Below are 25,956 nucleotides of genomic sequence, written 5' to 3'. Positions count from 1 at the left end.
GTTCAGCGCAGTTCGACCGAAACGCGCGCCGCGCGGCCCTTCGCGTCGATCACCGACAGGGTGGAAAACCCCGGCTCCGACAACGGCAGGGTAAAAGCCGGGCGGTGCTGGTTGGCGGCGATCACCGCGCCGTTGGCCAGCACAGTGTAGGGCGGCGTGCCGTCGCGCAGCTTGATCGGCACACCCTGTCCCGCTGTCAGGCGCGCGCGGTCGGGCGGAAAGGTCAGGCGCAGTGCCTGCTGGCTCGTGTCGCCCGGGCCGCGAAAGCGTTTCAGCGCCTGCGGCAGATGCGCGTGGCTGACCATCAGCGTGTCGGCGGGCGGCGCGGGCAGGGGGGTGTGGCGCACCTGGCCCAACACCTCGAACAGCAGCGGCGCGGCTAGCTCGCCGCCAAAGGCCCCGGGCACCGGCGTGCCGTCGGGCCGCCCCATCCAGATGCCTGCCACGTGCCGCCCGTCGAACCCAAGTGCCAGCGCATCGCGGTGCCCGTAGGACGTGCCGGTCTTGAAAGCGACGCGCCCGCGCGGCCCGGCGGCGGGCGGCGGGGTGATCCCGGCCAGCACATGCCCGACCGACCACGCCGCGCGGGGCGACAGGATGCGAGCGGCTGTCGGCTTTGGCTCGTCCCGCCGCCAGCGCAACGGCTGCGCGCGGCCCAATTGCGCCAGCATCGCGTAGCTTGTGGTCAGGTCCTCGAGCGTCAGCCCGACTCCGCCCAGGCTGATCGCCAGACCCGGCGCGCCTGCCGCAAGCTCCGGCCGGGCCCCGGTGGTGCGCAGGGCCGCCATCAGATGCGCGGGCCCCAGCGCCTCGGTCAGGCGCACCACGGGGATGTTGAGAGACAGCTGCAGGGCGCGGGCCACCGACAGCTCGCCGCGAAACCGGCCATCGAAATTTTGTGGCGCGTAGCTGCCGAATTGCACCGGCGTGTCCGCGATCAGGGTTTGCGGATGCGCCAGCCCGCGGTCGAAGGCCAGCCCGTAGACCAGTGGCTTCAGCGTCGACCCGGGTGAGCGTAACGCCTTCGTCATGTCGATGAAGCCCTGACCGGCGCCGAGGTCGTAGGAGGGAGAGCCGACAGAGGCCAGAACCTCACCGGTTTGGTGGTCGGCCAGGAGGATGGCCAGCGACAGGCGCGGATCGCGCCCCGTCATTGCGCGTCGGGCCAGCGCCTCGAGCCGGGCCTGCAGGTCGGCATCCACGGTCAGATCGTGCCGCCCCGGCCCTTCTGCCGACGCTCGGTCGGCAAGGTGCGGGGCCAGCATCGGCATCGGCACCCGGCGGTCGGGCGACGGGTCGCGCAAGGCGGCCCTTGCTGCCTCTGCCGTGATCACGCCGGCCCCCGCCATCCGGGCCAGCACCCGGTCCCGCGCGGCGCGGGCTATATCGGGCGCCCGGTCGGGGCGACGCAGTTCTGGCGATTGCGGCAACGCCACCAGCAGCGCGGCCTGCGCCGGGGTGAGGCGCAGCGGTTCCTTGCCGAAGTATGACAGCGATGCGGCGCGCAGCCCTTCGATATTGCCACCGTAAGGGGCCAGCAGAAGATAGATCTGCAGGATCTGCTGCTTGTCCAGCTGCCGCTCCAGCGCCAGGGCCAGCCGCATCTGCCGCAGCTTGCCCGACCATTGCCCGGTCGGCCCATCCTCGAGCAGGCGCGCCACCTGCATGGTGAGGGTCGAGGCACCCGACACGATTTCGCGATGCCCCAGCGCCTGCCAGCCCGCCCGCGCCATCGCCCAGGGGTCGATGCCGCGATGCTGGTGAAAGCGCTTGTCCTCGTAGGCCAGAAGCATGTCGAAGAACAGCGGATCGACCCGGTCCGGGGTCACGGCCATGCGCCAGTAATCGCCGGGAACCTTGTAGGCGCGTAGGAGCGTGCCGTTGCGGTCGCGCACCTCGGTCGCGGTGTCGTGCACCAGCGGCGGCAGCACGGTCGCGTCCACCCACCTGTCCAGCCCGTCGCGGGCCATGGCACCGGTCCAAAGCAGCAGGACCAGCGCCAACAGCCAGCGCTCAGGGCGCATGCGCGAGTTCCCAAAGGTCGGGGTAGTGGGTGACAAAGCCGTGGGCATCGACCTTCAGATGCGTCTCGTATCCGGTCTGGACGGAGTGATACTGCACCAGCCCGCCGCGCGCGCGGGTGTAGGTCTGATCCAGCGGTTCCAGCGGCGACGCCGGGTCGCGCAACCAGGCAGCGCGCACTGGCATCCGGCCGACGTCGGGCAAGCGACGCAGGGGCATGAGGTTGGTGGCGGGGGTAAAGCCCAGGTCGATGTCGATGGCCCCGTCGAGCTGTGGTTGCGGCGTGCCGTTCACCGTCCAGTCGCGTCCCAGGTGCAGCACGTGCAGCGCCACCTTTTCATCGTCGTGCAGGCCGGTGATATCGGCGCTGGTGGTGCCCCAATCGCCATCACAGCGCACCACGTAATCCAGCGCCGACCAGCTGCCGCCTTCGCTGAACCGCGCGTGGCCGACCAGCATCCACCCGGTATCGAGCCGGGTCAGGCGGCAGGTATCTTCGCCCATCCGATCCAGCGCGCGCCAATGCACCGTGGCCACGGTATCGGTGGTCATGGCTGGATCGTGATCCGGCTCGTATCGGTCCGGGCACGGTATTGCGGGCGGTACATATCCTCGACCAACGCGGCGGGGTGGTGGAACGTGCCGGGGCTGACCGCGCGCACGACATAGGCCAGCCGCAGCGGTTCGGTGCCGCGCCAGTCGACCGCCGTCAGGAACCGGTCGCTGCGGAACTCGCTGTAGTCCGCGTCGGCGGTCCTGAGCCAGTCGAGCGCCCGGATATCGCCCGCGCGCAGCAGGTTGGGATTGTCGATCTCGAAGCCTGCGGGCAGGGGGTCGTCAATCATCAGCCGCGCGCCGGTCTCCTCGGCCGGGCGTACGGTCAGCACGGTGACCAGCCGGTCGCCCTGGCGGATGGTGTCGGATACCGGGTCACCCTCCATTGTGAAATATTCCCGTTTGATCGCATAGCCGTAGCCGCCCGGCGGGGCGGGCACCTCGGGCACGCCAAGGGTGGTCAGCGTGATATCGGCGGGGCTGGAACTGGTGTTGGTGATCGCCTGCGGGATGAGGGCATCGCCCGCCAGCCGCCGCACGAACGGGCCCGACACCGGCGCGCCATCGACGCTCAGCCCCGACACCGTCGGGTCCTGCACCATCGCATGTGCCGCCAGCAGCGCCCAGCTTTGTTCCTGGGTCGACAGGGGGCGGTCGGCACTGGCGATGCGCGCGGTCAGGACCGACCCGTCCACCACGCCGGACCCGCTTTCCACCGCCAGCGACAAAAGCCCCGCGGCATCGCGCAGCGACGTACCGTAATCGGCGCGCCAGACCGGCGCTTCGTCCCGCAACTGGCCCGACATGCGGGCGGCGGCCTTGGCGAACATCAGGTCGGCGCGGGTCTGATCGCCGTATTGCGCCAGCGCCGCGCCCATCTGCGCCATCGCCAGCGGCGTGCCGAAATCGTCGGCCTTGGTGTCGACATAGTAGCGCAGATCGCCCATGGCGGCCTGACCTTCGCGCGCCAGCACCATCAGCGCGTAGGCGATATCCTCGCCCCCGTCGTCGAAATCGGCGGCATAGGAGATGCGGTTGCGCAGGTTGTCCATGGCCGTGTCAAACGCGAGGTCGGGCACCGGATGCCCGGCGGTACGGGCGCGGCTCAGGAAATCGGTGACATAGGCGTCGAGCCAGAAGTCGCCCGAATCCGCGCGCCACAGCCCGAATGCGCCGTTCGCCGCCTGCCGGGTCAGGATCCGCGTGATCGCCTGGTCGATCCGCGTGGCCATACGCTCGGTCTCGCCCAGCCCAATCGCCTCGGCCACGGACGACAGGTACAGCAACGGCATCGCCTGCGACGTGACCTGTTCGGTGCAGCCGTAGGGATAGCGGTCGAGCGAGGCCAAGAGCCCCGGCGCATCGAAGCGCGCCAGCGGCCCGGCCGACAGCAGCGCCGTGGCGGTGTCGGTGCGCAGCCCGTCGAACACCTCCGCATCCAGCGTGAAGGTCTGGCCGGGGGAAAGCGCGAACCGCCGCGTGACCGAAATCGCCGGATCGTTGGCGCGCACGCCCAGCGTCAGTGTCTTTTCCAGCCGGGTGCCGTCGGGCGTGATCAGGGCGATCTGCAGGCTGTGATCGCCGACATCGTCCGCCGCGACGGGCAGGCTGATACGGTAGGTCGCGCCCTCACCCAGGTCGAAGGTGCCGGGCAGGCTGGCGGTGCCGACGCGCAGACCTTCGGCGCTGACCTCAAGACCCATCTGGCCCGAAGGCCCGCTGGCATGCACGATCTCAAGCAGCAGGCGCGAGGTATCGCCGGGGGCAAGGAAGCGCGGCAGCGACGCGCTGACGACGACCGGATCGCGCACCAGCACGTCGGCTTCGGCCTGCCCCACCCCGGTGTCGGACCAGGCGACGGCCATCAGCCGCACGGTGCCGTTGAATTCGGGAATGTCGAACCGGACCGTTGCCGTGCCGTCCGCGCCGATGGTGACCGGGCCGGAAAAGAACGCGACCAGCTTTTCCGTAGGTGGCGGTGATTGCAGGCGCATGACCGCCCCGGCGTCGCCGCCCGACCGGATCTGGCCCATCGCGCCGTTCATCCCGTCGATGAGCCGACCATAGACATCGCGGATCTCGACACCCAGCCGACGCTGGCCGAAATAATGCGCCGATGGATCGGGGCTGTCGAAGCCGGTGAGGTTGAGAATGCCCAGATCGACGGCGGCGACGGTGGCGTAGCCGGTGTCGCCCTCGGCCAGACCGTCCACCCGCAGCATCGCCTCCAGCGGTCCGCGCGGTTGCGAAGTATCGGGCGCCATGAGGCTGACGGTCAACTGTTTGTCGCCGGGGTCGATGGCGGCATGGGCCAGGCCCAGGCTGCGTGCGGGGTTCTGGCCCGCAGCGACGTTCATCGGTCGGATCACTTGCGCGGTCACATAGGCCCCGGCACCCCATTCATCGGTCACTTCGAGCGGGATGTGGTTCTCTCCCTCCGTCACCTCGACCGCCTGCATGGCGATCACGCGGTTGGCCAGCACCGTCACCAGCGCCTTGCCCGCGTAGTGCGGCACGACGCGCAGCGTCGCGGTGTCGCCGGGCGCATAGGCTTCGGCGTCGAGCGACAGTTCCAGAGTGTCGGGCGTGGCCGAGGCATCGGCGGGCGCGTACCAGCCCGCGTAGAGGTCGACCGAGGAGGCGACATAGTCACCCTCGGCGCGTTCCACCACCAGTTCGTACCGGCCCCATTCCACCGGGGCCGCGATCTGCACCGGATCGCCGCCCAAGGCGGCCGTACCGCCCGCGACGCGGCTGCGGGTTGAGACCGGTTCCCAGTCCCAGTTGCCGTAAAGCTGATACCACTGGTAGCGCGTGGTAATCCGGTTCAGCGTCCAGGTCACCTGCATCGGCGCAGGAGCCAGATCGGGGCCAAGCGCGATCAGTTCGAACGCCGCTTCAGTGTTTTCCGCGACCACGCCGTCAAACAGCGGCTTGATCCCGATCATCGGGCCTGTGGGTACGACGGGGCGGGTGATGCTGCGTTCGATGGGGCGGCCCGACCCCTCGGACAGGCGCAGCGTCGCCGTCATCTCGAACGGTGTGCCGGTAAGGTCTGAGGCGGGCAGCGGCAGGTCAATCTGCGCGCGGCCGTCGGCATCGGTGCGCCGCTCGCCGGTCAGGCCGTTGGTGCGGGTGTCGACCTCGTCATCGAACCGGCCGAACCGGTAGCCTGGAAAGGCGTCGAGCGTGCGGCGCGGCACAAGCCGCACCTCGCCTTCGATCGGCAAGTCGGCGCCGGGCGCGCCAAAAAGGTAGCGCGCCGCGACTTCGAGCAGGGGCGGCGATTGCGGGCGGATCGGCCCCTCGGGCAGGGTCAGGTCAAAGTCGATCTTTTCCGGCACGAAATCCTCGACCAGCAGGGTGCGGTCGGCCAGCGGGGCGGCGTCCGGGTCGGCATAAACCGCCAGCCGCCATGTGCCGCGCGGCACCGACGGGGCAAGAGGCAGGTCGAAGACATGCCCGCCCGCCTGTCCGCTCGTGGACAAGGTGCGGCTGTGTTCGACCCCGTCCGGGCGGCTCAGCACCGCCGTCACCGGCAGGTCGGTCACCGCGGCGGCCTGCGCGTCGCGCATCAGCGCCGTGGCGTGGATCACCTCACCAGCGCGGTAAGCGCCGCGATCGGTGGCCAGAAACGCGTCGATGGCGGGGCTGGGTTCGCGCCCGGCCACGCCGCGGTCCGACAGGTCAAAGGCTGGATCGGTGAGCGAGAGAAAGGCATAATCCCGCTCTGCATCCGCGACCGTCACCAGCGCGGGCGCGGCACCGCCGGTGCCCCGGGTCAGACCGGCGCCAAAGCGGGCGACGCCATCCGCATCGGTCCGCGCCGTGCCCAGCACGCGGTTGGCCTGCGACACCAGCGTCACGGTCAGCCCCTCGAGCGTCCGGGCATCCGACAGCCCGCGCGCAAAGACGTGCAGCCCGTCGGTACCCTGCAGCGTGGTCAGTCCGATATCGGTCAGGATGAACCACTGTGTGGCGCCCGGATCGTCATAGGGATCGGCCCCTGGCACGGCAGCGGTCAGGGTGTAGACCCCGGCGGGCAGATCGCTGATCACCTCGCCCAGCGGCAGGCGGGTCAGCACATCGGCATTCAGACGGTTTTCGACGGTGCCCTGCCCGGTCCAGACCTCTTCGGCGATTTCAGAGCTGAAGCGGGATTGCTGGTACTGCGACAGCGGCCGCCCGAAATAATCGTCCTGCATGCTGCGCAGCAGGTTGCGGTCGCTGACCCGGCGGAGGGTCAGGTCCAGCGTATCGAGATTGACGGATTGTACCGGAATGCCCGCATCGGCGGTCTTGGGCAGCACGTAGGACCGCCCCGGAAAGCTGACCGCGGGCGACCGGTCGCGGACATAGAGGTTGAGCGTGACATCCTTGACCATCTCTTCGCCACTGGCGGCAGGCAGCCCGGCGCGGAAGGTGATCTGGTAGCGGCTGCCGTGGCTCACGCCTTCGACACAGATGCGGCGATCGTCGGACTGCACGGCGAGGCGCGGATCGGGCAGGCGCACAAAGGGGGAATAATCGACCCCGGCGCGCACCAGCGGGTCCGAGAATTCGGCGCAGATGCGGGGCGTGGCGCTGTCCGATTCGACCGTGTGTTCGACGATCCGAAAACCGTATTTGCCGATGGCGTTGTCCAGAAGCGCCGTCACGTCTGCGCGGCTGCCGAGGCTTTCGGCCAGGCGCAGCGCCGGTATCATCTCGGGCCCGCGGCGGGCGGATTCCAGCGCCCGCGCCAGTTCGACCAGCGCAGAGATCCGCACCGGCGCGGGACCGGCCCGCAGATAGCCGTTGATCGCCGCCAGCCGCGCGCGGTCGCGAAAGCGACGCTGTTCGGACCCGTTGAGCGTTTCCGCGAACGCCGCCGACAGGCGGGCGTATTCCATCCACTGATCCGGCGCGTCGGTCTGGGCCAGCGCCGCGCCCGTCCACTGAACCGCGCTGCGCAGGTTTCCGGCCTGTTCCTGTTCCCGCGCGGCCTGCAAAAGCTGATCCACGGTCCATTGCCCGCCGCCGTGGCGTGCGGCCAGCGCCTCGGCCTCGGCCCGTGCGGCATTCAGATCGCCCCGGCGGAGAAAGCCCAGTTCGGCGGCGCGGGCGGGCGCGCGCGACAGGGTTTCGGGGTCGGTGACGAAGACCTGCGCCGAAATTGCGCCCTCGTAGGGCTGGCGGTCGCTGACCGTGGATTTCGGAAAGCAGGCGCGCGACCGCTGGTTGAAGGTGAAGGCCTGGCAGGCAGCATTGTTCAGGCAGACGTTCTGGCAGGCCTCGAGCGTGGTTTCGAAAAGCGACTGCAGATCGGCGCCGTAAAAATCCACATCGCGCGTCACCACAAGCCGCCGGTCCGGAACGGGGTCCTGCGCTGCGGCGGGGTGGGCCCAGATCAGGACAAGCAGAAGGGCGGACAGCAGGCGGCGCATGGAAAAAACCTCGTGGCAAAGCAATAGGCTTATCGTGCCACGGGCAGCGCGGCGCTGGCAAGGACGCTGCGTGCCTGATCGGGGCCACGGTTAAACAGATGTTCACCCGGATGCCGCAAGACGATCCGACGACACGGGAGAGCGGCATGAGCATCGCCCAGAAACTTGCGGAAGAGCGGCGGGCGCGGCTGGCTGCGGAACGGTTGTTGGAGCTCAAGCAGGCGGAGCTTTTCAATGCCAACCGCAAGCTGGGCCACCATGCCCGCAAACTGAGCCACGAGATCGACGAAACCCGGGCCGAGGTCGCGACCGTGCGCACCGAAAACCAGCGGGTGAAGACCGAACTGGGCGTGGCGCATCAAAAGATCGAGGTGGTGGAAAGCCAGCTCTGGAAGGCGCTCGAGACCATTCGCGACGGCTTTGCCATGTTCAACTCCGACGGGCTGATGGAACTGGCCAACCCGTCGTATCTGGCGATTTTCGAGGGACTCGACACCATATGCCCAGGCGCCAGCTATGCCCATGTGATCGACATGATGGTCGAAGAGGGGATCGTCGATCTGCGCGGTGAACCCGGTGCGGCCTGGCGCGCGCGGATGCTGGCGCGCTGGGACGAGCCGGTCATCCCGCCTGAAACCATCCGCCTGTGGACCGGGCAGTTCGTCAAGATCCAGGACCGGCGCACTCCCGATGGCGGCATCGTGACCCTGGCTGTCGATATGACAGAGCTGATGCGGATGTGGTCGGCGGTGCAGGAAATGCCCGACGGTTTCGTGCTTTACGATGCCGACGACCGGCTTTTGATGTGCAACGCGCCGTACCGCGCGCTTTACCCGAAAAGCAGCGACGCGATCGTGCCCGGCGCAAGCTTCGAGGATATCCTGCGACACGGGTTGAAGAACGGCCAGTACCTGGATGCGCAGGGCCGCGAGGAGGCGTGGCTGGAAGAGCGGCTGGAACATCACCGCCGTCCGCAGGTCGAACTGGAACAGCGCCTGGCCGATGGCCGCTGGGTACGGGTGTTCGAAAAGGCGACGTCGGACGGCGGGCGCGTGGGCATCCGCATGGATATCTCGGCGATGAAGGAAACCCAGCGCGACCTGGAAACCGCCAGCCGCCGGGCCGAATCGGCGAACCGCGCGAAATCCGCCTTTCTCGCCAACATGAGCCATGAGATTCGCACCCCGATGAACGGTGTCGTCGGCATGGCCGACCTGCTGCTCGAGGCGGAGCTGAGCGAGGAACAACGGCTTTATGTAGAGACCATCCGCAACTCCGGCGAGGCGTTGCTGGTCATCATCAACGACGTGCTCGACTATTCCAAGATCGAAGCGGAAAAGCTGGTCCTGCATCCCGAACCGTTCGATCTGGAAACCACGGTGCACGAGATTGTGATGCTGCTGCAGCCGACCGCGCGCGACAAGGACATCGCCCTGCTGGTGGATTACGACATCTTCCTGCCCGCGCGATTCGTCGGTGACCGGGGGCGGCTGCGCCAGGCGATCACCAACCTCATGGGCAACGCGGTGAAGTTCACCAACACCGGCCACGTCCTGCTGCGGGTGACCGGCCACCCCAAGGACGATGGGGTGATCGCGCTGCACCTCACGGTCGAGGATACCGGCATCGGCATCGCCCCGGACAAGATCGACCACGTGTTTGGTGAGTTCAACCAGGTCGAGGATGAACGCAACCGCCAATTCGAAGGCACCGGCCTGGGCCTGTCGATCACGCGCAGGCTGATCGATCTGATGGGTGGTGAGCTCTGGGCCGATTCGCAGGTGGGCGAAGGATCGTGCTTCGGCTTCCGCGTCGATCTGCCGGTCGACGGCGCACCGAACGAGGTGCCACCTGACCTGAGCTTGCCCGACGGCATGAGCCGCGCCCTTGTGGTGGACGACCTCGGGGCGAGCCGTGGCATCCTGTCCCGACATCTGACCCTGCTGGGGTTCGAGGTCGCCCAGTGCCAGACCATGGCAGAGGCGCTGGACCAGATGGCCCAGCCGCCTGACCTGTTGATCACCGAACAGGACCTGCCCGATGGCGACGGGATCGCGCTGGCGCGTCAGATCCGCCGCCTGGGCCACGGCCTTCCGATCCTGCTGCTTGGCGGGCGGCCCGGGGCGCTGACAGACAAGGTCGACCGCGCCACGGTGCAGGCGATCCTGCAAAAACCCGTGCCGCGCCGCAGCCTTTTTGCCGCGATCGAGGCGCTGGCCAAACCACCCGTGTCCGATATCCCCTCGGGCGAGCCCGGTCCCGACCGATCAGCGCCGCTGCACATCCTTCTGGCCGAGGACAACCGCACCAACCAGCTGGTCTTTCGCAAGATGGTCGCCGGTCTTGATCTGAACCTGCGGCTGGCCGGGGACGGGTTCGAGGCGGTCGCCGCGTACCAGGAGGCGCGGCCCGACATGATCTTCATGGACATCTCGATGCCCGGCATGGACGGCCACGAGGCGACGCGCAAGATCCGCGCGATCGAGGGCGACGGCCCGCGCGTGCCGATCATCGCCGTGACCGCGCATGCCATGTCCGGGGATCGCGACGGGATCATCGCCGCCGGGCTGGACGATTACCTGACCAAGCCGCTGCGCAAGGCGGACCTTCTCGCCATGGTGGAAAAACACCGGCCCGCGCAGGAAACGGCGGTCGCGGCGAGCGCGTGACCGGTCGGGTCAGCCCTGATCGTAAGGCCGCACGAATGCGGGTTTGTCCTCGGTGCTCAGCTCTGCGTCATAGGCATAGCCGCCGCTGTCGAACCCGCGCAGATCGTCCGGGTCGGTCAGCCGGTGCTGCACGATGTAGCGCGCCATTGCGCCCCGCGCGCGCTTGGCAAAAAAGCTCACGATCTTGGGTTTGCCATCCTTGTTCTCAAGGAATTGCGGCGTGATCACCCGCAGTTTCAGCGCCTTTTCCGGCACCGCGCCGAAGTATTCCTGGCTGGCGCAGTTCACCAGAACATCTGTTTGCAGCGCCTCGGCCTGTGCATTGAGGTCCTTTGCCAACTGGTCGCGCCAGTAATCGTACAGCGTGGCACCGCGGCGGGTCTTGAGCCGCGACCCCATTTCCAGCCGGTAGGGCTGGATCGCATCGCGGGGCCGCAGCAGACCGTAAAGCCCCGACAGGATGCGCAGATGATCCTGCGCCCAGTCCATTTCATCGGCATCGAGGGTCGCGGCCTCGAGCCCCATGTAGGTGTCGCCCGCAAAGGCCAGCGCGGCGGGGCGGGTGGCCTCGGCCTCTGGCGCCTCGGCAAAGGCCTTGAACCGGTCGCGGTTGAGCCGGGCCAGATCGTCCGACAGCCCCATCAGATCCTTCAGCCCGCCCAGCGTCAGATTGCGCGCGGTTTTGGCCAGCCGCACCGCGTCGGCCTGGTAGGCCGGGTCGGTCGCGGGCAGGTCCCGTTCGCTCCAGTCCAGCCGCTTGGCCGGAGAGATCACCACAAGCATGTCAAAGCTCCGTCAGTCACATGGGCGGGATGTAGGGCGATGCGGCCGCGGGTGGAACCGATTTTGCAGAATTTCTGCATCCCGCCGCATCGGTGTCAGACTTCGGATTGCAGCACCTCGAGAAAGGCGGCCCCGAACCGGTCCATGCGACGGTCATCCAGCAACTGGGCCAGCCGGTCGGCGCTGTCGGGACGGCGTTCGACGATACGCGCCAGCAGCGACGCGGGGCAGCTGAGCGGTTTTTCCGTGCCATCCTCGCCCCGGCAAAGCTCGGCCTGGGCCTGCATCAGCCGGTCATAGACGGCGCCGCCCGGCTTTCCCGCAAAGCGGCGGCGGGTCGGGTGCATCTCTTCCGCCGCGCCGGTCAGCACGGACAGGAATTCCGCGCCGTATCGTTCCAGCTTTTTGGCGCCAACGCCGTTGATCCGCGCCATGTCGTCCAGCGTGGCGGGGCGCGCTTCGGTCATTTCGATCAGCGTCCGGTCGGGAAAGATCACGTAGGCCGGAACCCGCGCTGCCTCGGCCAGAGCGCGGCGCTTGGCCTTGAGCGCCGAAAGAAGCGGCGCGTCCTCTTCGCTGACCATCATCTTGACGGCGGGCCTGCGCTCTGCCGCCTTCATCGTGTCGCGGCGCAGGGTGATGCTGTCCTCGCCGCGCAACAGCGGCCTTGCGGCTTCGGTCATCACCAGCGCGCCGTGGCGGGTGGCATCGGGGCGCATCAGGTCGCGGCCCATCATTTGCCGGAACACCGCCTGCCATTCATGGCGCGTAAGATCCTTGCCCACGGCAAAGGTCGGCAGCGCGTCGTGATTGCGGGCCTTCACTTTGTCAGTGGCGGTGCCCGTCAGAATGTCGATGAGGTGCCCGGCCCCAAAGCTTTCGCCCGTCCGCAGGGCGGCGGAAAGCGCCTTGCGCACCGCCAATGTTCCGTCAAAGGTCTGGGGCGGGGTGTCGCACAGATCGCAATTGCCGCAAGGCTCGTGGGTTTCACCGAAATAGCCAAGAAGCTGCTGGCGGCGGCATCCCAGCGCCTCTGCCAACCCCAAAAGCGCGTTCAGCCGTCCGTGATCGGCGGCCTGCCGGTCGGCAGGGGCCAGCCCCTCGTCGATCTGGGACCGGCGCAGGCGGATATCGTCGGGCCCGTAGAGCGTGAGCGTTTCGGCAGGCGCGCCGTCGCGGCCCGCGCGGCCGATTTCCTGATAATAGCTTTCGATGCTCTTTGGCAGGTCGGCATGCGCGACCCAGCGGATGTCGGGCTTGTCGACGCCCATGCCAAAGGCGACCGTGGCCACGACAATCAGCCCGTCCTCGGTGGCGAACCGTTCTTCGACATGGCGGCGGGCGTCGGCCTCCATCCCGCCGTGATAGGCGCAGGCGGGATGTCCGGCCTCGGCCAGGGCGCGGGCCAGGGTTTCGGTCTTGGCTCGGGTGCCGCAGTAGACGATGCCCGACTGGCCTTTGCGCGCGGCGGCAAAGTTCAGGATCTGGCTGCGCGGATTGTTCTTGGCGGCAAAGGCGAGATGAATGTTGGGTCGGTCGAACCCGCGCAGAAAGGTTTGCGGCGGCTGGCCTTCGAACAGCCGCGTGACGATTTCCTGCTGGGTTTCGGCGTCGGCAGTGGCGGTAAAGGCCGCCAGCGGCACATCCAGCGCGCGGCGCAATTCGCCGATGCGCAGGTAATCGGGGCGGAAATCATGGCCCCACTGGCTGACGCAATGCGCCTCGTCCACCGCGATAAGGCTGACACCTGCCTGCGACAGCATCCGCTGCGTCCCGCCCGAGGCGAGCCGTTCCGGAGCGAGGTAAAGCAGCTTCAGCGTGCCGTCATGCAGCTGGTCCCAGACAGCGTTGGTTTCATCCTCGGTATTGCCCGAGGTCAGCGCGCCGGCGGCCACGCCCGCCTCGCGCAGGCCGCGCACCTGGTCGCGCATCAGCGCGATAAGCGGAGAGATGACAACCGTCACGCCTGGGCGCAGAAGCGCGGGCAGTTGAAAACACAGGGATTTGCCGCCGCCCGTGGGCATGATCGCGAGCACGTTTTGCCCGTCGGCGACCGCATCGACAATCTCGCCCTGACCGGGGCGGAAGGCATCGAATCCGAAGACGTCGCGCAACAGCGCGTCGGCGCTCGCTGGATCGCGGGGCATGGGGCAACCTGTCGGTTTTGTCTATATCTGCTCTTATCCCGACAGTCTCATACTAAGATTGGGTAAACAAGAGCAGAGACCACGCGGGATCGCGTCAAATAGGCCTAGCCTCGCGCGGCCCCAAAGATCAGTAGCTGTAGAAAAAGCCCGCATTGTTGGCCAGCACGATGCGCAGCGCGTAGACGGCGATCAGCGCGACCAGAGGGGCAAGGTCGATGCCGCCCATGTTGGGCAGGAACTGGCGGATGCGCGAATAAATCGGCTCCAGCAGCCGGTTCAGCCCGTCCCAGATCTGCGCGACCAGCGGCTGGCGCAGGTTGAGCACCTGGAAATTGATCAGCCACGACATGATCACATGCGCGATGATGAAGAACCACACCACGTCAAGCAGCAGCATCAGTATCTGGAACAGGGATTGCATCGCGCGGGCCTCTACGTCGTTGAACAGCCACAGACCTAAGCACAGGCCGACCGAAGGGCAAGAGTGCCGCGAGGTCGGGGTTGACGCAGGGGACCGCTTTGCCGGACAGCGGGCCAAAAAGGAGCCGGTGCCATGTATCCCTTTCTGCGTCTCTTCAAGGAAATGCTGCTGTCGCGCAATGCTGCGCCGCTGGGCCTGTCGGATGAGCATGTGTCGACGCATATCTGCTGGCCCTGGGACCTGGATATGTGGAACGAGCTCAACAACGGGCGGACGCTGACGCTTTATGATCTGGGGCGCATTCCGCTGGCGGGCCGGGCCGGACTGATCAGGACGCTCAAGACCGAAAAATGGGGTCTGACCGTGGCGGGGGCGGTGATCCGCTACCGCCGCCGGGTGCGCGGGATGGACCGGATCACCATGCGGTCGCGGCTGCTGTGCTGGGATTCGCGGTTCGTCTATATCGAACAAAGCATGTGGAAGCGTGACGGCGCGTGTTCGTCGCATGCGGTGTTCCGCACTGCGGTGACCGACCAGAACGGCATCGTCGGCACCGACCGGGTGATGAAGGCGCTGGGCTTCGACGCTGTCAGCCCCGACATGCCGGACTGGGTGGCCACATGGATCGCCGCCGAGGATCAGCGCCCCTGGCCGCCGATGCAGGACTAACCGGGCGCCCGACCGGTATCTGGCCCTTGCGCGCAGGCGATGCGCGGGGTCTTATCGCCCCAAACAGGGGGCGACATGGCACAACCTTCACCGCGCAAGCGTATCTGGGGCTGGTTCTTTTTCGACTGGGCCAGTCAGCCCTACAACACGCTGCTTCTGACCTTCATCTTCGGCCCTTACGTCACGCGGGTGCTGGGTGACGGCACGGCGGCGCAGACCGCCTGGGGGCTTGGCATCGGGGCGGCGGGTGTGATCATCGCAATCCTCGCGCCGATCCTGGGCGCGCTGGCGGATACCGGCGGCAATCGCCTGCGCTGGATCTGGGGGTTTTCGGCGCTTTACGTGATCGGCTCTGCCATGCTCTGGTTCGCCCAGCCCACGGATTTCGATCTTTACCGCACGCTGTTCTTCTTTGCGCTTGGCCTGATCGGGATGGAGTTTGCGACCATCTTTACCAACGCCATGCTGCCCGACCTGGGCCCGCGTGACCAGATCGGCAAACTCTCGGGCAACGGCTGGGCCTTCGGCTATCTGGGTGGGCTGATAACGTTGGTGATCATGCTTCTGGCCTTTGCCGAAAGCGGAGAGACCGGGCGCACGCTGATCGGCATTCCGCCGCTCTTCGGCCTTGATCCGGCGCAGTTGGAAGGCACCCGCTTTGTCGGGCCGCTGACGGCGCTCTGGTACGCCGTCTTCATGGTGCCGTTCTTTCTGTGGGTGCGCGACCCGAGGCCGGTCAGGGCCCCGAAGGGCGCGCTGAAGAAGGCGATGGCCGACCTGCGCCAGACGCTGAGCAAGCTGCCGAAAAGCCCGTCGCTTTTCGCCTATCTGGCCAGTTCGATGTTCTACCGCGACGCGCTGAACGGCATGTATGCCTTTGGCGGCATCTATGCCGCCGGGGTGCTGGGTTGGAGTGTGGTCGATGTCGGCGTCTTCGGCATCGTGGCGATCATCACCGGCGCGATCTTTGCCGCGATCGGCGGACAGGCAGACAGCCGCTTTGGCCCCAAGCCGGTGATCACCTTCTGCATCCTGATGCTGACCGCGGTGGCGGTGGGCATTGTCCTGGTTAGCCCGATGTCGGTCTTCGGGGTTGCGGTGGCCGAAGGATCCGCGGCGCCCGACATCGCTTTTTACATCTTCGGTGCGATCATCGGCGCAGCGGGCGGCGCGCTGCAATCGGCCAGCCGCACGATGATGGTCCGCCAGGCCAACCCCGACCGCATGACCGAGGCCTTCGGTCTTTATGCGCTGGCGGGCAAGGCGACGTCTTTCCTCGCGCCGATGCTGATTGGCGTCACCACGTGGGCCAGCGGGTCACAACAAATCGGCGTGGCGCCCCTCATCGGGCTTTTCGTGATCGGGTTGTTTCTGCTAGTCTGGGTGAAACCCGACGGAGATCGAGCAGCATGAAACGTCCCCTGATCCTGACCGCGCTTGTTCTGGCGCTCACGGCCTGCGGTGGGTCCGACGCGCCCGCCCCCAAGAAAGGCAGCACAGCGCCGCTGCCCACCGTCGGCGACAGCGCCGGCGTGCTGTCGTCGAAAGAGGCGAAACAGCTTTTCGGCTACAAGAACACCGGTTCCAAACAATCTCCGGCGCCCTTTGGCAGCTATGCCAAGGGCTGCATGGCCGGGGGGGCGGAACTGCCCGAAACCGGGCCGACCTGGCAGGCGATGCGCCTCTCGCGCAACCGCAACTGGGCGCATCCCGCGACCGTCAACTTCGTGCAGGACCTTTCGCGCAAGGCGGCGCAGCAGCCCGGTTGGAACGGGCTTTACGTCGGCGACCTCAGCCAGCCGCGCGGCGGGCCGATGCTGTCGGGGCATGCCAGCCATCAGATCGGGCTGGATGCCGATATCTGGATGCTCCCAGCCAAGAACCTGACGCTGAGCCGCCAGCAGCGCGAAGAGATTTCCTCTATCTCTCTGCGGCGGGCCAATGGCGCCTACACCAACGACAACTGGACCCGGCAACATCACGAAATCCTCAAGGCCGCGGCGTCGGACCCGCGCACCGCGCGCATCTTTGTCTTTCCGGGCGCCAAGGTGCAGATGTGCAAGGATGCGACCGGCGACCGGTCGTGGCTGCGCAAGATCCGGCCCTGGTACGGGCATCACTATCATTTCCACGTCCGCCTGGCCTGCCCGCGCGGGGCCAGCGGCTGTATCGACCAGGCCCCGCCGCCGCCGGGTGACGGCTGCGCCGATGCGCAGGCCTGGGTGAACAACATTCTGAACCCGCCGCCGCCGAAGCCACGCGATCCCAATGCGCCGCCGCCGCGGAAAAAGCGCGCGATCACCCTGGCCGATCTGCCGCGTCAATGCGCCGACGTTCTGGCCGCGCAGTAGGCGCGGCGCTGGCCCTGGGTCTGGCGGTTCTGGCCGCCGCGCCCGCCACAGCTGACATCGCCCGCCTGCAAAGCAGCGCGTTGGTATCTTCCGTGGATCCGCGCCTTGGCGGGCTGTCGGGGCTGGAGCTGTCGGATGACGGCCAGCGCTTTGTTGCCATCAGTGACCGCGGGCTGATCGTCCGGGGCCGGATCGTCCGGTCGGGTGGCCGGATCACCGGCCTTGAGCATTCCGGCCTGAGACCGCTGCGCGACCCCAAAGGCCGTCCCGTCCAGGGACCTGCCGCGGATGCCGAAGGTCTGGCGCTGCGGGACGACGGGCGCATCTACGTGAGTTTCGAGGGCCGTCACCGCATCTGGCGCTACGACCGCCCCGACGTGGCCGCCCGGCTGCCCCACGCCGACGGCTTTGCCGATCTGCAATCCAATTCCGGGCTCGAGGCGCTGGCCATCGACGCGCGAGGCTGGCTTTATACCCTTCCCGAGCGCTCTGGTGCGCTGACCCGCGCGTTTCCGGTCTGGCGGTATCGGCAATCCGGCTGGGACCAGCCCTTCGAGGTGCCGCGCCGGGGCGGGTTTTTGCCGGTGGGGGCCGATATCGGCCCCGATGGCCGGTTCTACCTGCTGGAGCGCAGCTTTGGCGGGCTGGGCTTTCGCACCCGTGTACGCCGCTTCAACCTGAGCGCCACGACGCTGGACCGCGAGGTGACGCTGCTGGAAACGCCGCTGGGGCGTCACGGAAACCTCGAAGGGTTATCGGTCTGGCGCGATGACCGCGGGCATATCTGCCTGACGATGATCGCCGACGACAACTTCAACCCGCTCCAACAGACCGAGATTGTGGAATACAGCGTCACGGAATGACTTGCGCCGGGCGGGCCGGGCAGGTATGCGCCCCGCGTCCCCGAATGGTCGGGGGCCAAGTCCCCGCAACCTTGCAAAAACGGGCCATATACCATGACACGTCACCACCTTCCCGGCATTCTTGCCATGGCCGCCATCGTGCTGGCCTCGAACATCCTCGTGCAGTTCCTGTTCGGCAACTGGCTGACCTGGGGCGCCTTTACCTATCCGCTGGCCTTTCTGGTCACCGATGTGATGAACCGCATTTACGGGGCTGCCGCCGCGCGCCGCGTGGTTTTTGCGGGCTTTGTCGTCGGTATCCTCTGTTCGCTCATCGGCACGCAGATCATGCTGCAAGGCGACGGCTATACCTATCCGGCGGTCACCTTGCGTGTTGCCCTCGGCTCCGGGATCGCCTTCCTGACGGCGCAGATGCTCGACGTGGCGATCTTTGACCGGCTGCGGCAGGGCCGCTGGTGGCGGGCGCCGCTGGCCTCGACCCTCGTGGGCAGTTCGGTCGACACCGCGCTGTTCTTCACCATCGCGTTCTCGGGCGCGCTGAGCTTTCTTGAGCCCGGCAACGACGTTGCCTGGGCGGGCGAGATGCTGCCGCTTCTGGGCGCGGGGCCGGTGGTGCCGCTCTGGGTGTCGCTGGCGGTGGCCGACTGGGGCGTGAAGCTGGCGCTGGCGCTGCTGGCGCTGATCCCGTTCCGGCTGATCGTTTCCTGGGCAGTGGCGCAAAAAACTTTGGCCTGAGGGGAAAAAACGTTTTGCGATTCAAGCATCTCGTGCCACCCTTCAGGTGAGTTCAACAAAACTGAAAGGAGGTGATCCAGTGTCGAGAGAAACATTGGAGAGAGGTGTCGGAACAGTTCGGAGGATTGCGCCCTAGGGCAGCCCCGCGGGTCACGCGACCCCCGAATTGGTGAGCGCCTAACCGGCCCCACCTCCTGAATTCTCGAAGGGCCGTCCGGTATCGGGCGGCCCTTTTTGAACGGATGAAAGCGCATGCTGCGGATCAACGACAAGATTGCCATCGAAGACTGGGAACTGACCGAACAGTTCATCCGCTCTTCGGGGCCGGGCGGGCAGAACGTCAACAAGGTGTCGAGCGCGGTGGAACTGCGGTTCGAGGCGGAGCGGTCGCCGAACCTGCCGCCCCCGGTCAAGACCCGCCTGCGCAAGCTGGCCGGGCGGCGCTGGACCAAGGAAGGCGCGCTGGTCCTGCAGGTGGACGAAACCCGCAGCCAGGCCCGCAACCGCGACATCGCCCGCGACCGACTGGCAGAGCTGATCCGCCAGGCGCTGGAACGCCCCAAGCGCCGGGTGCCGACGCGGCCCACACTGGGGTCGAAGAAACGGCGCTTGAAGGCCAAAAAGGTCCGGGGCGAGGTCAAGGCCCTGCGCGGCAAGGTCGATCCGGACTGACGCCTGTGGCCCGGCCGGGCCGGACGGTGCCTCAGAACCGCTCAAGCAACCTTTCGAGGTATTCCAGCTCTTCGGTCGGGCGGTCCCCGTCGCCGGACCGGCGGCGAATTTCGTCCAGCAGTTCGCGCGCGCGGCGGTAGACGTCTTCGCCCTGCAGGATGTTCTCGTCCGATCCGATCTGACCGTTCGACCCGATATTGCGGCCCAGCGGGTCGCGCTGCTGGCCGGGTTCGGAGCCTTCGGCCATGCCCTGCTGCCCCTGGTTTTCGCCCTGCTGCTGCGCCATCGCCTCGCCCAGATTGCGCATGCCTTCGCGCAGCGCTTCCATCGCTTCGGACTGGCGGTCGATGGCCTCGGCCAGATCGTTGTTGCGCAACGCCTCTTCCGCGCCTTCCATCGCGCCCTCGGCGCGGCCGAGCGCCTCGCGCGCGGCGTCGCCTTCCTCGGTGCCCGCTCCCGGCAGGTTGCCGCGCTGGCGGCCCAATTCGTTGCGCAGCGCCTGCTGCCGGTCGGCAAGGCTGTCCTCGAGCGACGGTTGCCCCTGTCCCTGACCCTGCTGCTGGCCTTGGCCGCCCTGCTGGCCGCCTTGGCCCGGCTGCTGGCCTTGCTCGCCTTGGCCGTCGCGCTGACCCTGCTGGCCCTGACCTTGCTGTTGGCCTTGCTGGCCTTGCTGACCCTGTTGCCCTTGCTGGCCGTCCTGCTGACCGGGGTTGAACTGTTCCTGCAGGTCGCGGAAGGCCTGATCGGACAGACCCTGCTGTTCGCGCAAGGTTTCGGCGAGATCGTCCATCGCCTGCTGGCCCGGCGATTGCTGCCCCTGTCCCTGGCCCTGGGTGACCTGCATGTTCTCCATCATTTCGCGCAGCTGCTCCAAAGCCTCTTGCGCCTCGGCCATGCGGCCCTGTTCCATCAGTTCCTGAATGCGGTCCATCATGCGCTGCAGATCGTTCTGGCTCATCTGCATGCCCTGCTGGTTCTGCGACATCTCGGAATCGGGGTTCTGTTCCGCGTCACGCTGTGCCTGCTGGGCCAACTGGCGCATGTAATCGTCGGTGGCCTCGCGCAGTTCCTGCATCAGCTCGGCGATTTCCTCGTCGGATGCACCGTTTTTCATCGCCTCGGACAGGCGGTCCTGTGCGCGCTGCAGGCGTTTCAGCGCATCCTCGAGGTTGCCTTCCTCAAGCAGCAGCGCGAAATCCCACATCGCCTCTGCCAGCTCCATCTGCTGGTCATCGGTCATGCCGTTGCCGTAGCTGGCAAAGCTTTCCATCCGCCGCAGGATCGTGCGCAGGCGCAGGTAATGCACGGCAGAGCGAAAGACGTCGTCGGGTCTGTTGGCGACGGCGCGCAGGATTTGCCCGATGTTGCGGGCATTGTCGCGGTTCCAGAGCAGCGCCTGACGCTGTTCGATCACCGCTGCCGCCATGGGGTCGAAAAAGCGCCGCCCCGGCAGGGTCAGCACCTCGGGCTGGGAGCTGCCTTCCTGATCGGCGGCGTCGCGGACCTGCAAGGTGATTGTCACCGGCAGGTTGGCCCAGGGGTGTTCGGAAAAGTTGTCGATCATAGATTCCGTGAAATCTGCCCGGTCACCCGAAATGGGCATGGGCAGCGGCACCTCGATCGCGGCGCGTTCCTCGGGCTCGGCGCTCAGGCCATAGCGTCGGTCGACCTCATCCAGAGCCAGGGTGATGCGCGCGCTGCCTTCGGTCACGGCGTAATCGTCCTGCGCGGCGAAGGGCAATGTCGCCTCGCCATCATACGTCACCTCGAAATCGCCGTCGCGGAACACCGTGGGGGCCGCGTCCGAAGCCATGGCGATGTCCCAGGCGCGGCCGCCGTCACCTTCGATGGCGATGCGGCCCGACTGCGTGACGTCGAATTCCTGCGCGGTGGCGGCAGCGGCGTCGCTGCCCGCGTCGGGCAGGGGATTGCCCGAAACGGTTTCGCTGACGGTCAGCGCGCCGACCTCGCCATACAGTCGCAGGGTGATCCGCGCCCCTTCGGGCACTGTGAGGGACGCGTCGGTGATGTCATTGAGGTAGATCGACGGCAGGCGGGTATAGGCGGGCGGTTCCATCCAGCCTTCCCACGTCGGTCCGGTGGCAAGGCCTGTGTTGCCCGGGCCCATGCCGGTGACGGACTGGACCCGCAGGACCGATCCGAAAAGCACCGCGACACAGAGCGCCGTCAGCGCCACGTAACGCAGGGCGAAGGGATCGTTGCGCGCGACGCGCAGGTCAGGCTCGACCGCGCGCGCCTCGGCCAGCCGGGCGCGCATCCGCGCCTGGTGCGCCTGCCAGACGGCGTGCGACGCGGCATCGTCGCCGCCGATCGCCTGGGTGTCGAGGCTGGTCTGAATGGGCCGCCCGCGCATGGTTTCGTCCAGCCGGGCCAGCGCACCTTCGCGGCTGGGCAGGCGGAACCGTCGGACGCCCCAGACAAGCGCCGCGAGCGCCCCAAGCGCGACCACGGCGGCGGCGGCCCACACGACCTCGACCCGGACCATGTCTTGCAGCCCCAGCATCAGCGCGGCCAGCGCCAGGAAAAGCACCGACCAGAGCGGCCAGAAACAGCGCACGATCCGTTCCGCCAGCATGCCCCAGCGGGTCAGGCGCAGCGGCCAGCGCAGCGTTGTCTGGATGTCCTGCGGCAGTGTCGGGTCGGACGCCATGCGGCTCTCCTGCTGATCAGTCGCAGGAAGGATGCCCTACAACCATTCAGGGATGGTATCGCGTGAAATGATTTCGTCAAAGGTCGGGCGGGGACGAATGACCGCAAAGTGATCATCTTTCACCAGAACTTCGGGCACGAGGGGCCGGGTGTTGTACTCGGACGACATCACGGCACCATATGCCCCTGCCGACCGGAAGGCGACCAGCGCCCCTGCCTGCAATTTGGGCATCATCCGCCCCTTGGCGAAGGTATCGCCGGATTCGCAGACCGGCCCGACGATGTCATAGGCCACCTGTTCGTGCCCCGGCTCGGGCTCTTCGACGGCGACGATGTCGTGCCAGGCGTCGTACATCGCGGGGCGGATCAGATCGTTCATCGCGCCGTCGAGGATCAGGAACTGCCGGTCCTCGCCCTGTTTGACATAGATGACCGAGCTGACCAGCAGCCCCGCGTTCCCGGCAATGAGCCGACCCGGCTCGATCTCGATCTCGCAGCCCAGATGCCCCACCGTGCGCTTGATCAGCGCGCCGAAATCGGCGGGCAGCGGCGGTGCCTCGTTGGACCGGGCGTAGGGAATGCCAAGGCCGCCGCCCAGGTCCAGCCGCGTGATTTCGTGCCCGTCGGTGCGCAGCGTCTGGGTCAGCTCGGCGACTTTGCGGAACGCCATCTCGAACGGCTCAAGCTCGGTCAGCTGGCTGCCGATATGCACGTCTATGCCGATGACCTTGATCCCCGGAAGCGCCGCCGCGTCGGCATAGACCCGGCGCGCTTGCGAGATCGGGATGCCGAATTTGTTCTCGGATTTCCCGGTCGAGATCTTGGCGTGGGTGCGCGCATCCACGTCCGGATTGACCCGGATGGTGATCGGCGCGACCTTGCCCAAACCATGCGCGACCTCGGACAGCACCGCCATTTCCGGTTCGCTCTCGACGTTGAACTGGCGAATGCCGCCTTCCAGCGCCTGTATGATTTCCGCCCGCGTCTTGCCGACGCCAGAAAACACGATCCGGTCGCCCGGAACACCCGCGGCCCGCGCGCGCGCGTATTCGCCGCCCGACACTACGTCCATCCCGGCGCCCAGATCGGCCAGCGTGCGCAGGATCGCCTGATTGCTGGCGGCCTTCATCGCGTAGCAGACCAGATGGTCCATTCCGTCGAGCGCTTCGTCGAAGAGCTGGAAATGCCGGGTCAGCGTGGCGGTGGAATAGACGTAGAAAGGCGTGCCAACAGCGGCGGCAATCTCGGCCACCGGGACGTCCTCGGCATGAAGCGCGCCGTTGCGATACAGGAAATGATCCATGCCACCCTCTTTGGTTCTGCGCCGCCCGCATAGCGCAGACCCGGGGCAGGAACCAGATGTAAGCGTCACTCTTGCGGTGGGCAGGTCTAGGCGATGGGCCGCGACCGCAGGTACAGGTAGAGCGGCAGGCCGCAGCTGACCCCGATGCAATAGATCGCCGGAATGGCGATCAGCGCCGACCAGTTCCGCCGCACTGCCACCTCGGCCACGATCCAGATGGTCAGGGTGATCGCGGCGATGGTCAGATCCCAGACCAGCCCGGTGGTCGAGGCATTGACATACCAGGCGTCGATCAGCGCGCCGAAGCTCCAGCCGTTGGCCGAAAGATAGGTCACGAACCAGTACATCGGATGGATCGCGCCCCAAATCGCCAGGGCCAGCCAAAGATAGCGCAGCACGGGGCCTAGAACCCGACGCCGAAGGTGACAGGCCCCTGACGCACCGACAGGCCGCCGCCCAGATGCACGCCGCTGCTGCTGAGCGTGACATCGGCCCGGGCCTTCGGCGTGACAGGTTCGCCATCGGCGCCGCAGGCGGCCAGCGCGAGGGTCGACAGTACGAGAAGAATTCTCATCCCAAAATCTCCTTCCAGCGCGCGACCTGTTCACGCACCCGTTGCGGCGCGGTGCCGCCATAGCTCAGGCGGCTGGCCACCGAATTCTGCACCCCCAGCACGTCGAACACCGCATCGGTGATCTCGGCGTGGACCGACTGCATGTCGGCCAGGCTCAGGTCCGGCAGGTCGCAGCCCTTGCCCTCGGCCAGCGCCACCAGCGCACCGGTGACATGATGCGCCTCTCGGAAAGGTAGGTCGAGAACGCGGACAAGCCAATCGGCAAGATCGGTGGCGGTGGAAAATCCGCTGGCCGCCGCGGCCTCGAGCTGGTCGCGGTTGGCGGACATGTCGCGCACCATGCCCTCCATCGCGGCCAGCGCCAGCATCAGGTTGTCGGCGGCGTCAAAGACCTGTTCCTTGTCCTCCTGCATGTCCTTGGAATAGGCCAGCGGCAGGCCCTTCATCACCATCATCAGCGCCACGTTGGCCCCGAAGATGCGCCCGACTTTGGCCCGGATCAGCTCGGCCGCGTCGGGGTTCTTCTTCTGCGGCATGATGCTCGACCCGGTGCTGAACCGGTCGGACAGGGTGACAAAGCGGAACTGCGCCGACGACCAGATCACCAGCTCTTCGGCAAAGCGGCTCAGATGCATGGCGCAAATGCTGGAGACGCTCAGGAATTCCAGCGCGAAATCGCGGTCGCTCACGGCGTCAAGCGAATTGGCCATGGGCCGGTCGAATCCCAGCGCCTGCGCCGTCATGTCCCGGTCGATGGGAAAGGACGTGCCGGCCAGCGCCGCCGCCCCCAGCGGGCATTCGTTCATACGGGCACGCGCGTCGCGGACGCGCGACAGGTCGCGGGCGAACATTTCGACGTACGCCAGCATGTGATGGCCCCAAGTGACCGGCTGTGCGGTCTGCAGATGGGTGAAACCCGGCATCACCCAATCCGCGCCGACCTCGGCCTGTCCGAGGAGCGCGTGCAAGAGCGCGAGGAGGCCAGCTTCGGCGGCGTCGAGCTGATCGCGCACCCACAGGCGGAAATCGGTGGCCACCTGGTCGTTGCGCGACCGGCCGGTGTGCAGCCGTCCGGCAGGCGCGCCGATCAGCTCTTTCAGCCGCGCCTCCACATTCATGTGGATGTCCTCCAGCGCCGCCGAAAACCCGAACTCACCGCTTTCGATCTCTGACAAAACGGTGAGCAGCCCTTTCCGAATGGCCTCCACGTCGCTAGCCTCCAGGATGCCCGTGGCGCCCAGCATCGCGGCATGGGCCCTTGACCCGGCGATATCCTGCGCCGCCAACCGCTGATCGAACCCGATCGAGGCGTTGATCGCCTCCATGATCGCATCCGGTCCAGCGGCAAAGCGGCCGCCCCACATCTGGTTCGAGGTTGTGTCAGACATCTTGATCGGCCCTTCGGAGGCAAAATGAAACCCAGTCTTCTCGCGCTCGTCTATACCGGCCTTGCCTGCCTTGCAAACCCGGCGCTTGCCGATGTCAGCGCCGCCGAGGCCGCGCGCGACGGCGACATGAAAAAGCTGGTATTTGCCGAGGCAAAGCCCGCAGGCACCGCCGATTTCCAAAGCTTTGACGGCGCCCCGCTGAACCTGTCGCAATATCAGGGAAAATGGGTGCTGGTGAATTTCTGGGCGACCTGGTGCGCGCCCTGCCGCAAGGAAATGCCGATGTTGTCCGATCTTCAGTCAGAGCTGGGCGGCGACAATTTCGAGGTCGTGACCATCGCGACGGGCCGCAATTCGCCGGCCGGCATGAAGGCCTTTTTTGAACAACCCGATCCCGACCGCCCCGAGATCAGCATCGACAACCTGCCGCTGCACCGTGATCCGAAATCGGAGCTTGCGCGCGAGATGGCGGTGCTGGGCCTGCCGATCACGGTGATCCTGAACCCCGAGGGGCAGGAAATCGCCCGCCTGCGCGGCGATGCGGACTGGGCGTCGGACAGCGCCAAGGCGGTGCTGTCGGCGCTGATCTCCGGGAGCTGAGATTTTTCAGGCGGAAGGCCGCCCGGCGGTGCCGAGGCCTTTCCCTTGTCCTGTCGCGGCGACCATCAATACAACCCAAGGGTGTTGCTTGATGGTTCCGGTTTACCT

General features: G+C 66.9%; 19 protein-coding genes. 8 read left to right on the top strand and 11 right to left on the bottom strand.

All coding sequences use genetic code 11. The features are described 5' to 3' along the window. Positions 1-2 precede the first annotated feature (2 nt). From pbpC to ACOXXX_RS15640, 3 genes are read right to left on the bottom strand one after another with little or no spacing between them, the layout of a single operon-like run. A complete protein-coding gene (gene pbpC / locus ACOXXX_RS15650) occupies positions 3-2,024 on the bottom strand; it encodes a penicillin-binding protein 1C (protein ID WP_422827543.1) in 2,022 nt (673 codons plus the stop codon). Continuing rightward, entirely contained in the window at positions 2,014-2,574 is a 561-nt protein-coding gene (locus tag ACOXXX_RS15645; RefSeq protein ID WP_422827542.1) for a putative glycolipid-binding domain-containing protein, read from the bottom strand. The genes pbpC and ACOXXX_RS15645 overlap by 11 nt, the downstream gene beginning before the upstream one ends. After that, positions 2,571-8,003 carry an alpha-2-macroglobulin family protein gene (locus tag ACOXXX_RS15640; protein ID WP_422827541.1) on the bottom strand — a complete coding sequence of 1,811 codons (5,433 nt, stop codon included), beginning with the start codon at positions 8,001-8,003 and terminating at the stop codon, positions 2,571-2,573. The genes ACOXXX_RS15645 and ACOXXX_RS15640 overlap by 4 nt, the downstream gene beginning before the upstream one ends. Positions 8,004-8,149: 146 nt before the next feature. Between ACOXXX_RS15640 and ACOXXX_RS15635 the strand changes: the two genes are divergently transcribed. Next, positions 8,150-10,672, top strand: a complete 2,523-nt coding sequence (locus ACOXXX_RS15635; protein WP_422827540.1) for a response regulator — start codon at positions 8,150-8,152, stop codon at positions 10,670-10,672. 9 nt (positions 10,673-10,681) lie between these two features. On the opposite strand, the gene yaaA is transcribed toward ACOXXX_RS15635, so the two are convergent. The 3 genes from yaaA to ACOXXX_RS15620 form a co-directional block, all read right to left on the bottom strand. Continuing rightward, complete coding sequence (gene yaaA / locus ACOXXX_RS15630; protein WP_422827539.1) at positions 10,682-11,455, bottom strand: peroxide stress protein YaaA; 774 nt, start codon at positions 11,453-11,455, stop codon at positions 10,682-10,684. A 95-nt stretch (positions 11,456-11,550) separates the two neighbouring features. Further along, the gene (gene recQ, locus ACOXXX_RS15625; protein WP_422827538.1) at positions 11,551-13,602 is read right to left on the bottom strand and encodes a DNA helicase RecQ; all 2,052 of its coding nucleotides are present in this window, start codon (positions 13,600-13,602) and stop codon (positions 11,551-11,553) included. A 127-nt stretch (positions 13,603-13,729) separates the two neighbouring features. Then, entirely contained in the window at positions 13,730-14,023 is a 294-nt protein-coding gene (locus ACOXXX_RS15620; RefSeq protein WP_422827537.1) for a YggT family protein, read from the bottom strand. A 132-nt stretch (positions 14,024-14,155) separates the two neighbouring features. Between ACOXXX_RS15620 and ACOXXX_RS15615 the strand changes: the two genes are divergently transcribed. The 6 genes from ACOXXX_RS15615 (at position 14,156) to arfB (ending at position 19,313) form a co-directional block, all read left to right on the top strand. Further along, on the top strand, positions 14,156-14,692 hold the full coding sequence (locus tag ACOXXX_RS15615; protein ID WP_422827536.1) for an acyl-CoA thioesterase: 537 nt from the start codon (positions 14,156-14,158) through the stop codon (positions 14,690-14,692). A 75-nt stretch (positions 14,693-14,767) separates the two neighbouring features. Then, entirely contained in the window at positions 14,768-16,105 is a 1,338-nt protein-coding gene (locus ACOXXX_RS15610) for an MFS transporter (protein ID WP_422827535.1), read from the top strand. Next, on the top strand, positions 16,102-17,043 hold the full coding sequence (mepA, locus tag ACOXXX_RS15605; protein WP_422827534.1) for a penicillin-insensitive murein endopeptidase: 942 nt from the start codon (positions 16,102-16,104) through the stop codon (positions 17,041-17,043). Before ACOXXX_RS15610 ends, mepA begins: the two co-directional genes overlap by 4 nt. Then, positions 17,016-17,906, top strand: a complete 891-nt coding sequence (locus tag ACOXXX_RS15600; protein ID WP_422827533.1) for an esterase-like activity of phytase family protein — start codon at positions 17,016-17,018, stop codon at positions 17,904-17,906. Before mepA ends, ACOXXX_RS15600 begins: the two co-directional genes overlap by 28 nt. A gap of 93 nt (positions 17,907-17,999) precedes the next feature. Next, a complete protein-coding gene (locus ACOXXX_RS15595; RefSeq protein ID WP_422827532.1) occupies positions 18,000-18,641 on the top strand; it encodes a queuosine precursor transporter in 642 nt (213 codons plus the stop codon). Positions 18,642-18,893: 252 nt separating this feature from the next. Continuing rightward, the gene (gene arfB / locus ACOXXX_RS15590) at positions 18,894-19,313 is read left to right on the top strand and encodes an alternative ribosome rescue aminoacyl-tRNA hydrolase ArfB (protein WP_422827531.1); all 420 of its coding nucleotides are present in this window, start codon (positions 18,894-18,896) and stop codon (positions 19,311-19,313) included. A gap of 31 nt (positions 19,314-19,344) precedes the next feature. Here the strand turns inward: arfB and ACOXXX_RS15585 are convergent, their stop codons facing one another. From ACOXXX_RS15585 to argH, 5 genes are all read right to left on the bottom strand, one after another. Next, positions 19,345-21,984, bottom strand: coding sequence for a TIGR02302 family protein (locus tag ACOXXX_RS15585; RefSeq protein WP_422827530.1), 2,640 nt, complete (start codon positions 21,982-21,984; stop codon positions 19,345-19,347). Between the two features lie 36 nt (positions 21,985-22,020). Further along, a complete protein-coding gene (lysA, locus tag ACOXXX_RS15580; protein WP_422827529.1) occupies positions 22,021-23,286 on the bottom strand; it encodes a diaminopimelate decarboxylase in 1,266 nt (421 codons plus the stop codon). An 86-nt stretch (positions 23,287-23,372) separates the two neighbouring features. After that, positions 23,373-23,684 carry a DUF2834 domain-containing protein gene (locus ACOXXX_RS15575; RefSeq protein ID WP_422827528.1) on the bottom strand — a complete coding sequence of 104 codons (312 nt, stop codon included), beginning with the start codon at positions 23,682-23,684 and terminating at the stop codon, positions 23,373-23,375. A 5-nt stretch (positions 23,685-23,689) separates the two neighbouring features. After that, a complete protein-coding gene (locus tag ACOXXX_RS15570; protein WP_422827527.1) occupies positions 23,690-23,860 on the bottom strand; it encodes a hypothetical protein in 171 nt (56 codons plus the stop codon). Beyond that, complete coding sequence (argH, locus tag ACOXXX_RS15565) at positions 23,857-25,248, bottom strand: argininosuccinate lyase (protein WP_422827526.1); 1,392 nt, start codon at positions 25,246-25,248, stop codon at positions 23,857-23,859. The genes ACOXXX_RS15570 and argH overlap by 4 nt, the downstream gene beginning before the upstream one ends. Before the next feature lie 24 nt (positions 25,249-25,272). Between argH and ACOXXX_RS15560 the strand changes: the two genes are divergently transcribed. After that, positions 25,273-25,848 carry a TlpA family protein disulfide reductase gene (locus ACOXXX_RS15560; RefSeq protein ID WP_422827525.1) on the top strand — a complete coding sequence of 192 codons (576 nt, stop codon included), beginning with the start codon at positions 25,273-25,275 and terminating at the stop codon, positions 25,846-25,848. The last annotated feature ends 108 nt before the right edge of the window (positions 25,849-25,956 follow it).

The sequence above is a fragment of the Thalassococcus sp. BH17M4-6 genome (genome assembly GCF_049323015.1).
GTDB lineage: Bacteria > Pseudomonadota > Alphaproteobacteria > Rhodobacterales > Rhodobacteraceae > Puniceibacterium.
This window is presented reverse-complemented; position numbering and strand designations above follow the sequence as displayed.

Bases quoted from the DNA above. Each gene is read 5' to 3' on its own strand.
- ACOXXX_RS15635 (WP_422827540.1), top strand. From the start codon at position 8,150: ATGAGCATCGCCCAGAAACTTGCGGAAGAGCGGCGGGCGCGGCTGGCT.
- ACOXXX_RS15640 (WP_422827541.1), bottom strand. From the start codon at position 8,003: ATGCGCCGCCTGCTGTCCGCCCTTCTGCTTGTCCTGATCTGGGCCCAC.
- ACOXXX_RS15585 (WP_422827530.1), bottom strand. From the start codon at position 21,984: ATGGCGTCCGACCCGACACTGCCGCAGGACATCCAGACAACGCTGCGC.
- mepA (WP_422827534.1), top strand. From the start codon at position 16,102: ATGAAACGTCCCCTGATCCTGACCGCGCTTGTTCTGGCGCTCACGGCC.
- ACOXXX_RS15595 (WP_422827532.1), top strand. From the start codon at position 18,000: ATGACACGTCACCACCTTCCCGGCATTCTTGCCATGGCCGCCATCGTG.
- arfB (WP_422827531.1), top strand. From the start codon at position 18,894: ATGCTGCGGATCAACGACAAGATTGCCATCGAAGACTGGGAACTGACC.
- ACOXXX_RS15560 (WP_422827525.1), top strand. From the start codon at position 25,273: ATGAAACCCAGTCTTCTCGCGCTCGTCTATACCGGCCTTGCCTGCCTT.
- ACOXXX_RS15610 (WP_422827535.1), top strand. From the start codon at position 14,768: ATGGCACAACCTTCACCGCGCAAGCGTATCTGGGGCTGGTTCTTTTTC.
- argH (WP_422827526.1), bottom strand. From the start codon at position 25,248: ATGTCTGACACAACCTCGAACCAGATGTGGGGCGGCCGCTTTGCCGCT.
- recQ (WP_422827538.1), bottom strand. From the start codon at position 13,602: ATGCCCCGCGATCCAGCGAGCGCCGACGCGCTGTTGCGCGACGTCTTC.
- ACOXXX_RS15615 (WP_422827536.1), top strand. From the start codon at position 14,156: ATGTATCCCTTTCTGCGTCTCTTCAAGGAAATGCTGCTGTCGCGCAAT.
- pbpC (WP_422827543.1), bottom strand. From the start codon at position 2,024: ATGCGCCCTGAGCGCTGGCTGTTGGCGCTGGTCCTGCTGCTTTGGACC.
- ACOXXX_RS15600 (WP_422827533.1), top strand. From the start codon at position 17,016: ATGCGCCGACGTTCTGGCCGCGCAGTAGGCGCGGCGCTGGCCCTGGGT.
- ACOXXX_RS15620 (WP_422827537.1), bottom strand. From the start codon at position 14,023: ATGCAATCCCTGTTCCAGATACTGATGCTGCTGCTTGACGTGGTGTGG.
- ACOXXX_RS15645 (WP_422827542.1), bottom strand. From the start codon at position 2,574: ATGACCACCGATACCGTGGCCACGGTGCATTGGCGCGCGCTGGATCGG.
- yaaA (WP_422827539.1), bottom strand. From the start codon at position 11,455: ATGCTTGTGGTGATCTCTCCGGCCAAGCGGCTGGACTGGAGCGAACGG.
- ACOXXX_RS15570 (WP_422827527.1), bottom strand. From the start codon at position 23,860: ATGAGAATTCTTCTCGTACTGTCGACCCTCGCGCTGGCCGCCTGCGGC.
- lysA (WP_422827529.1), bottom strand. From the start codon at position 23,286: ATGGATCATTTCCTGTATCGCAACGGCGCGCTTCATGCCGAGGACGTC.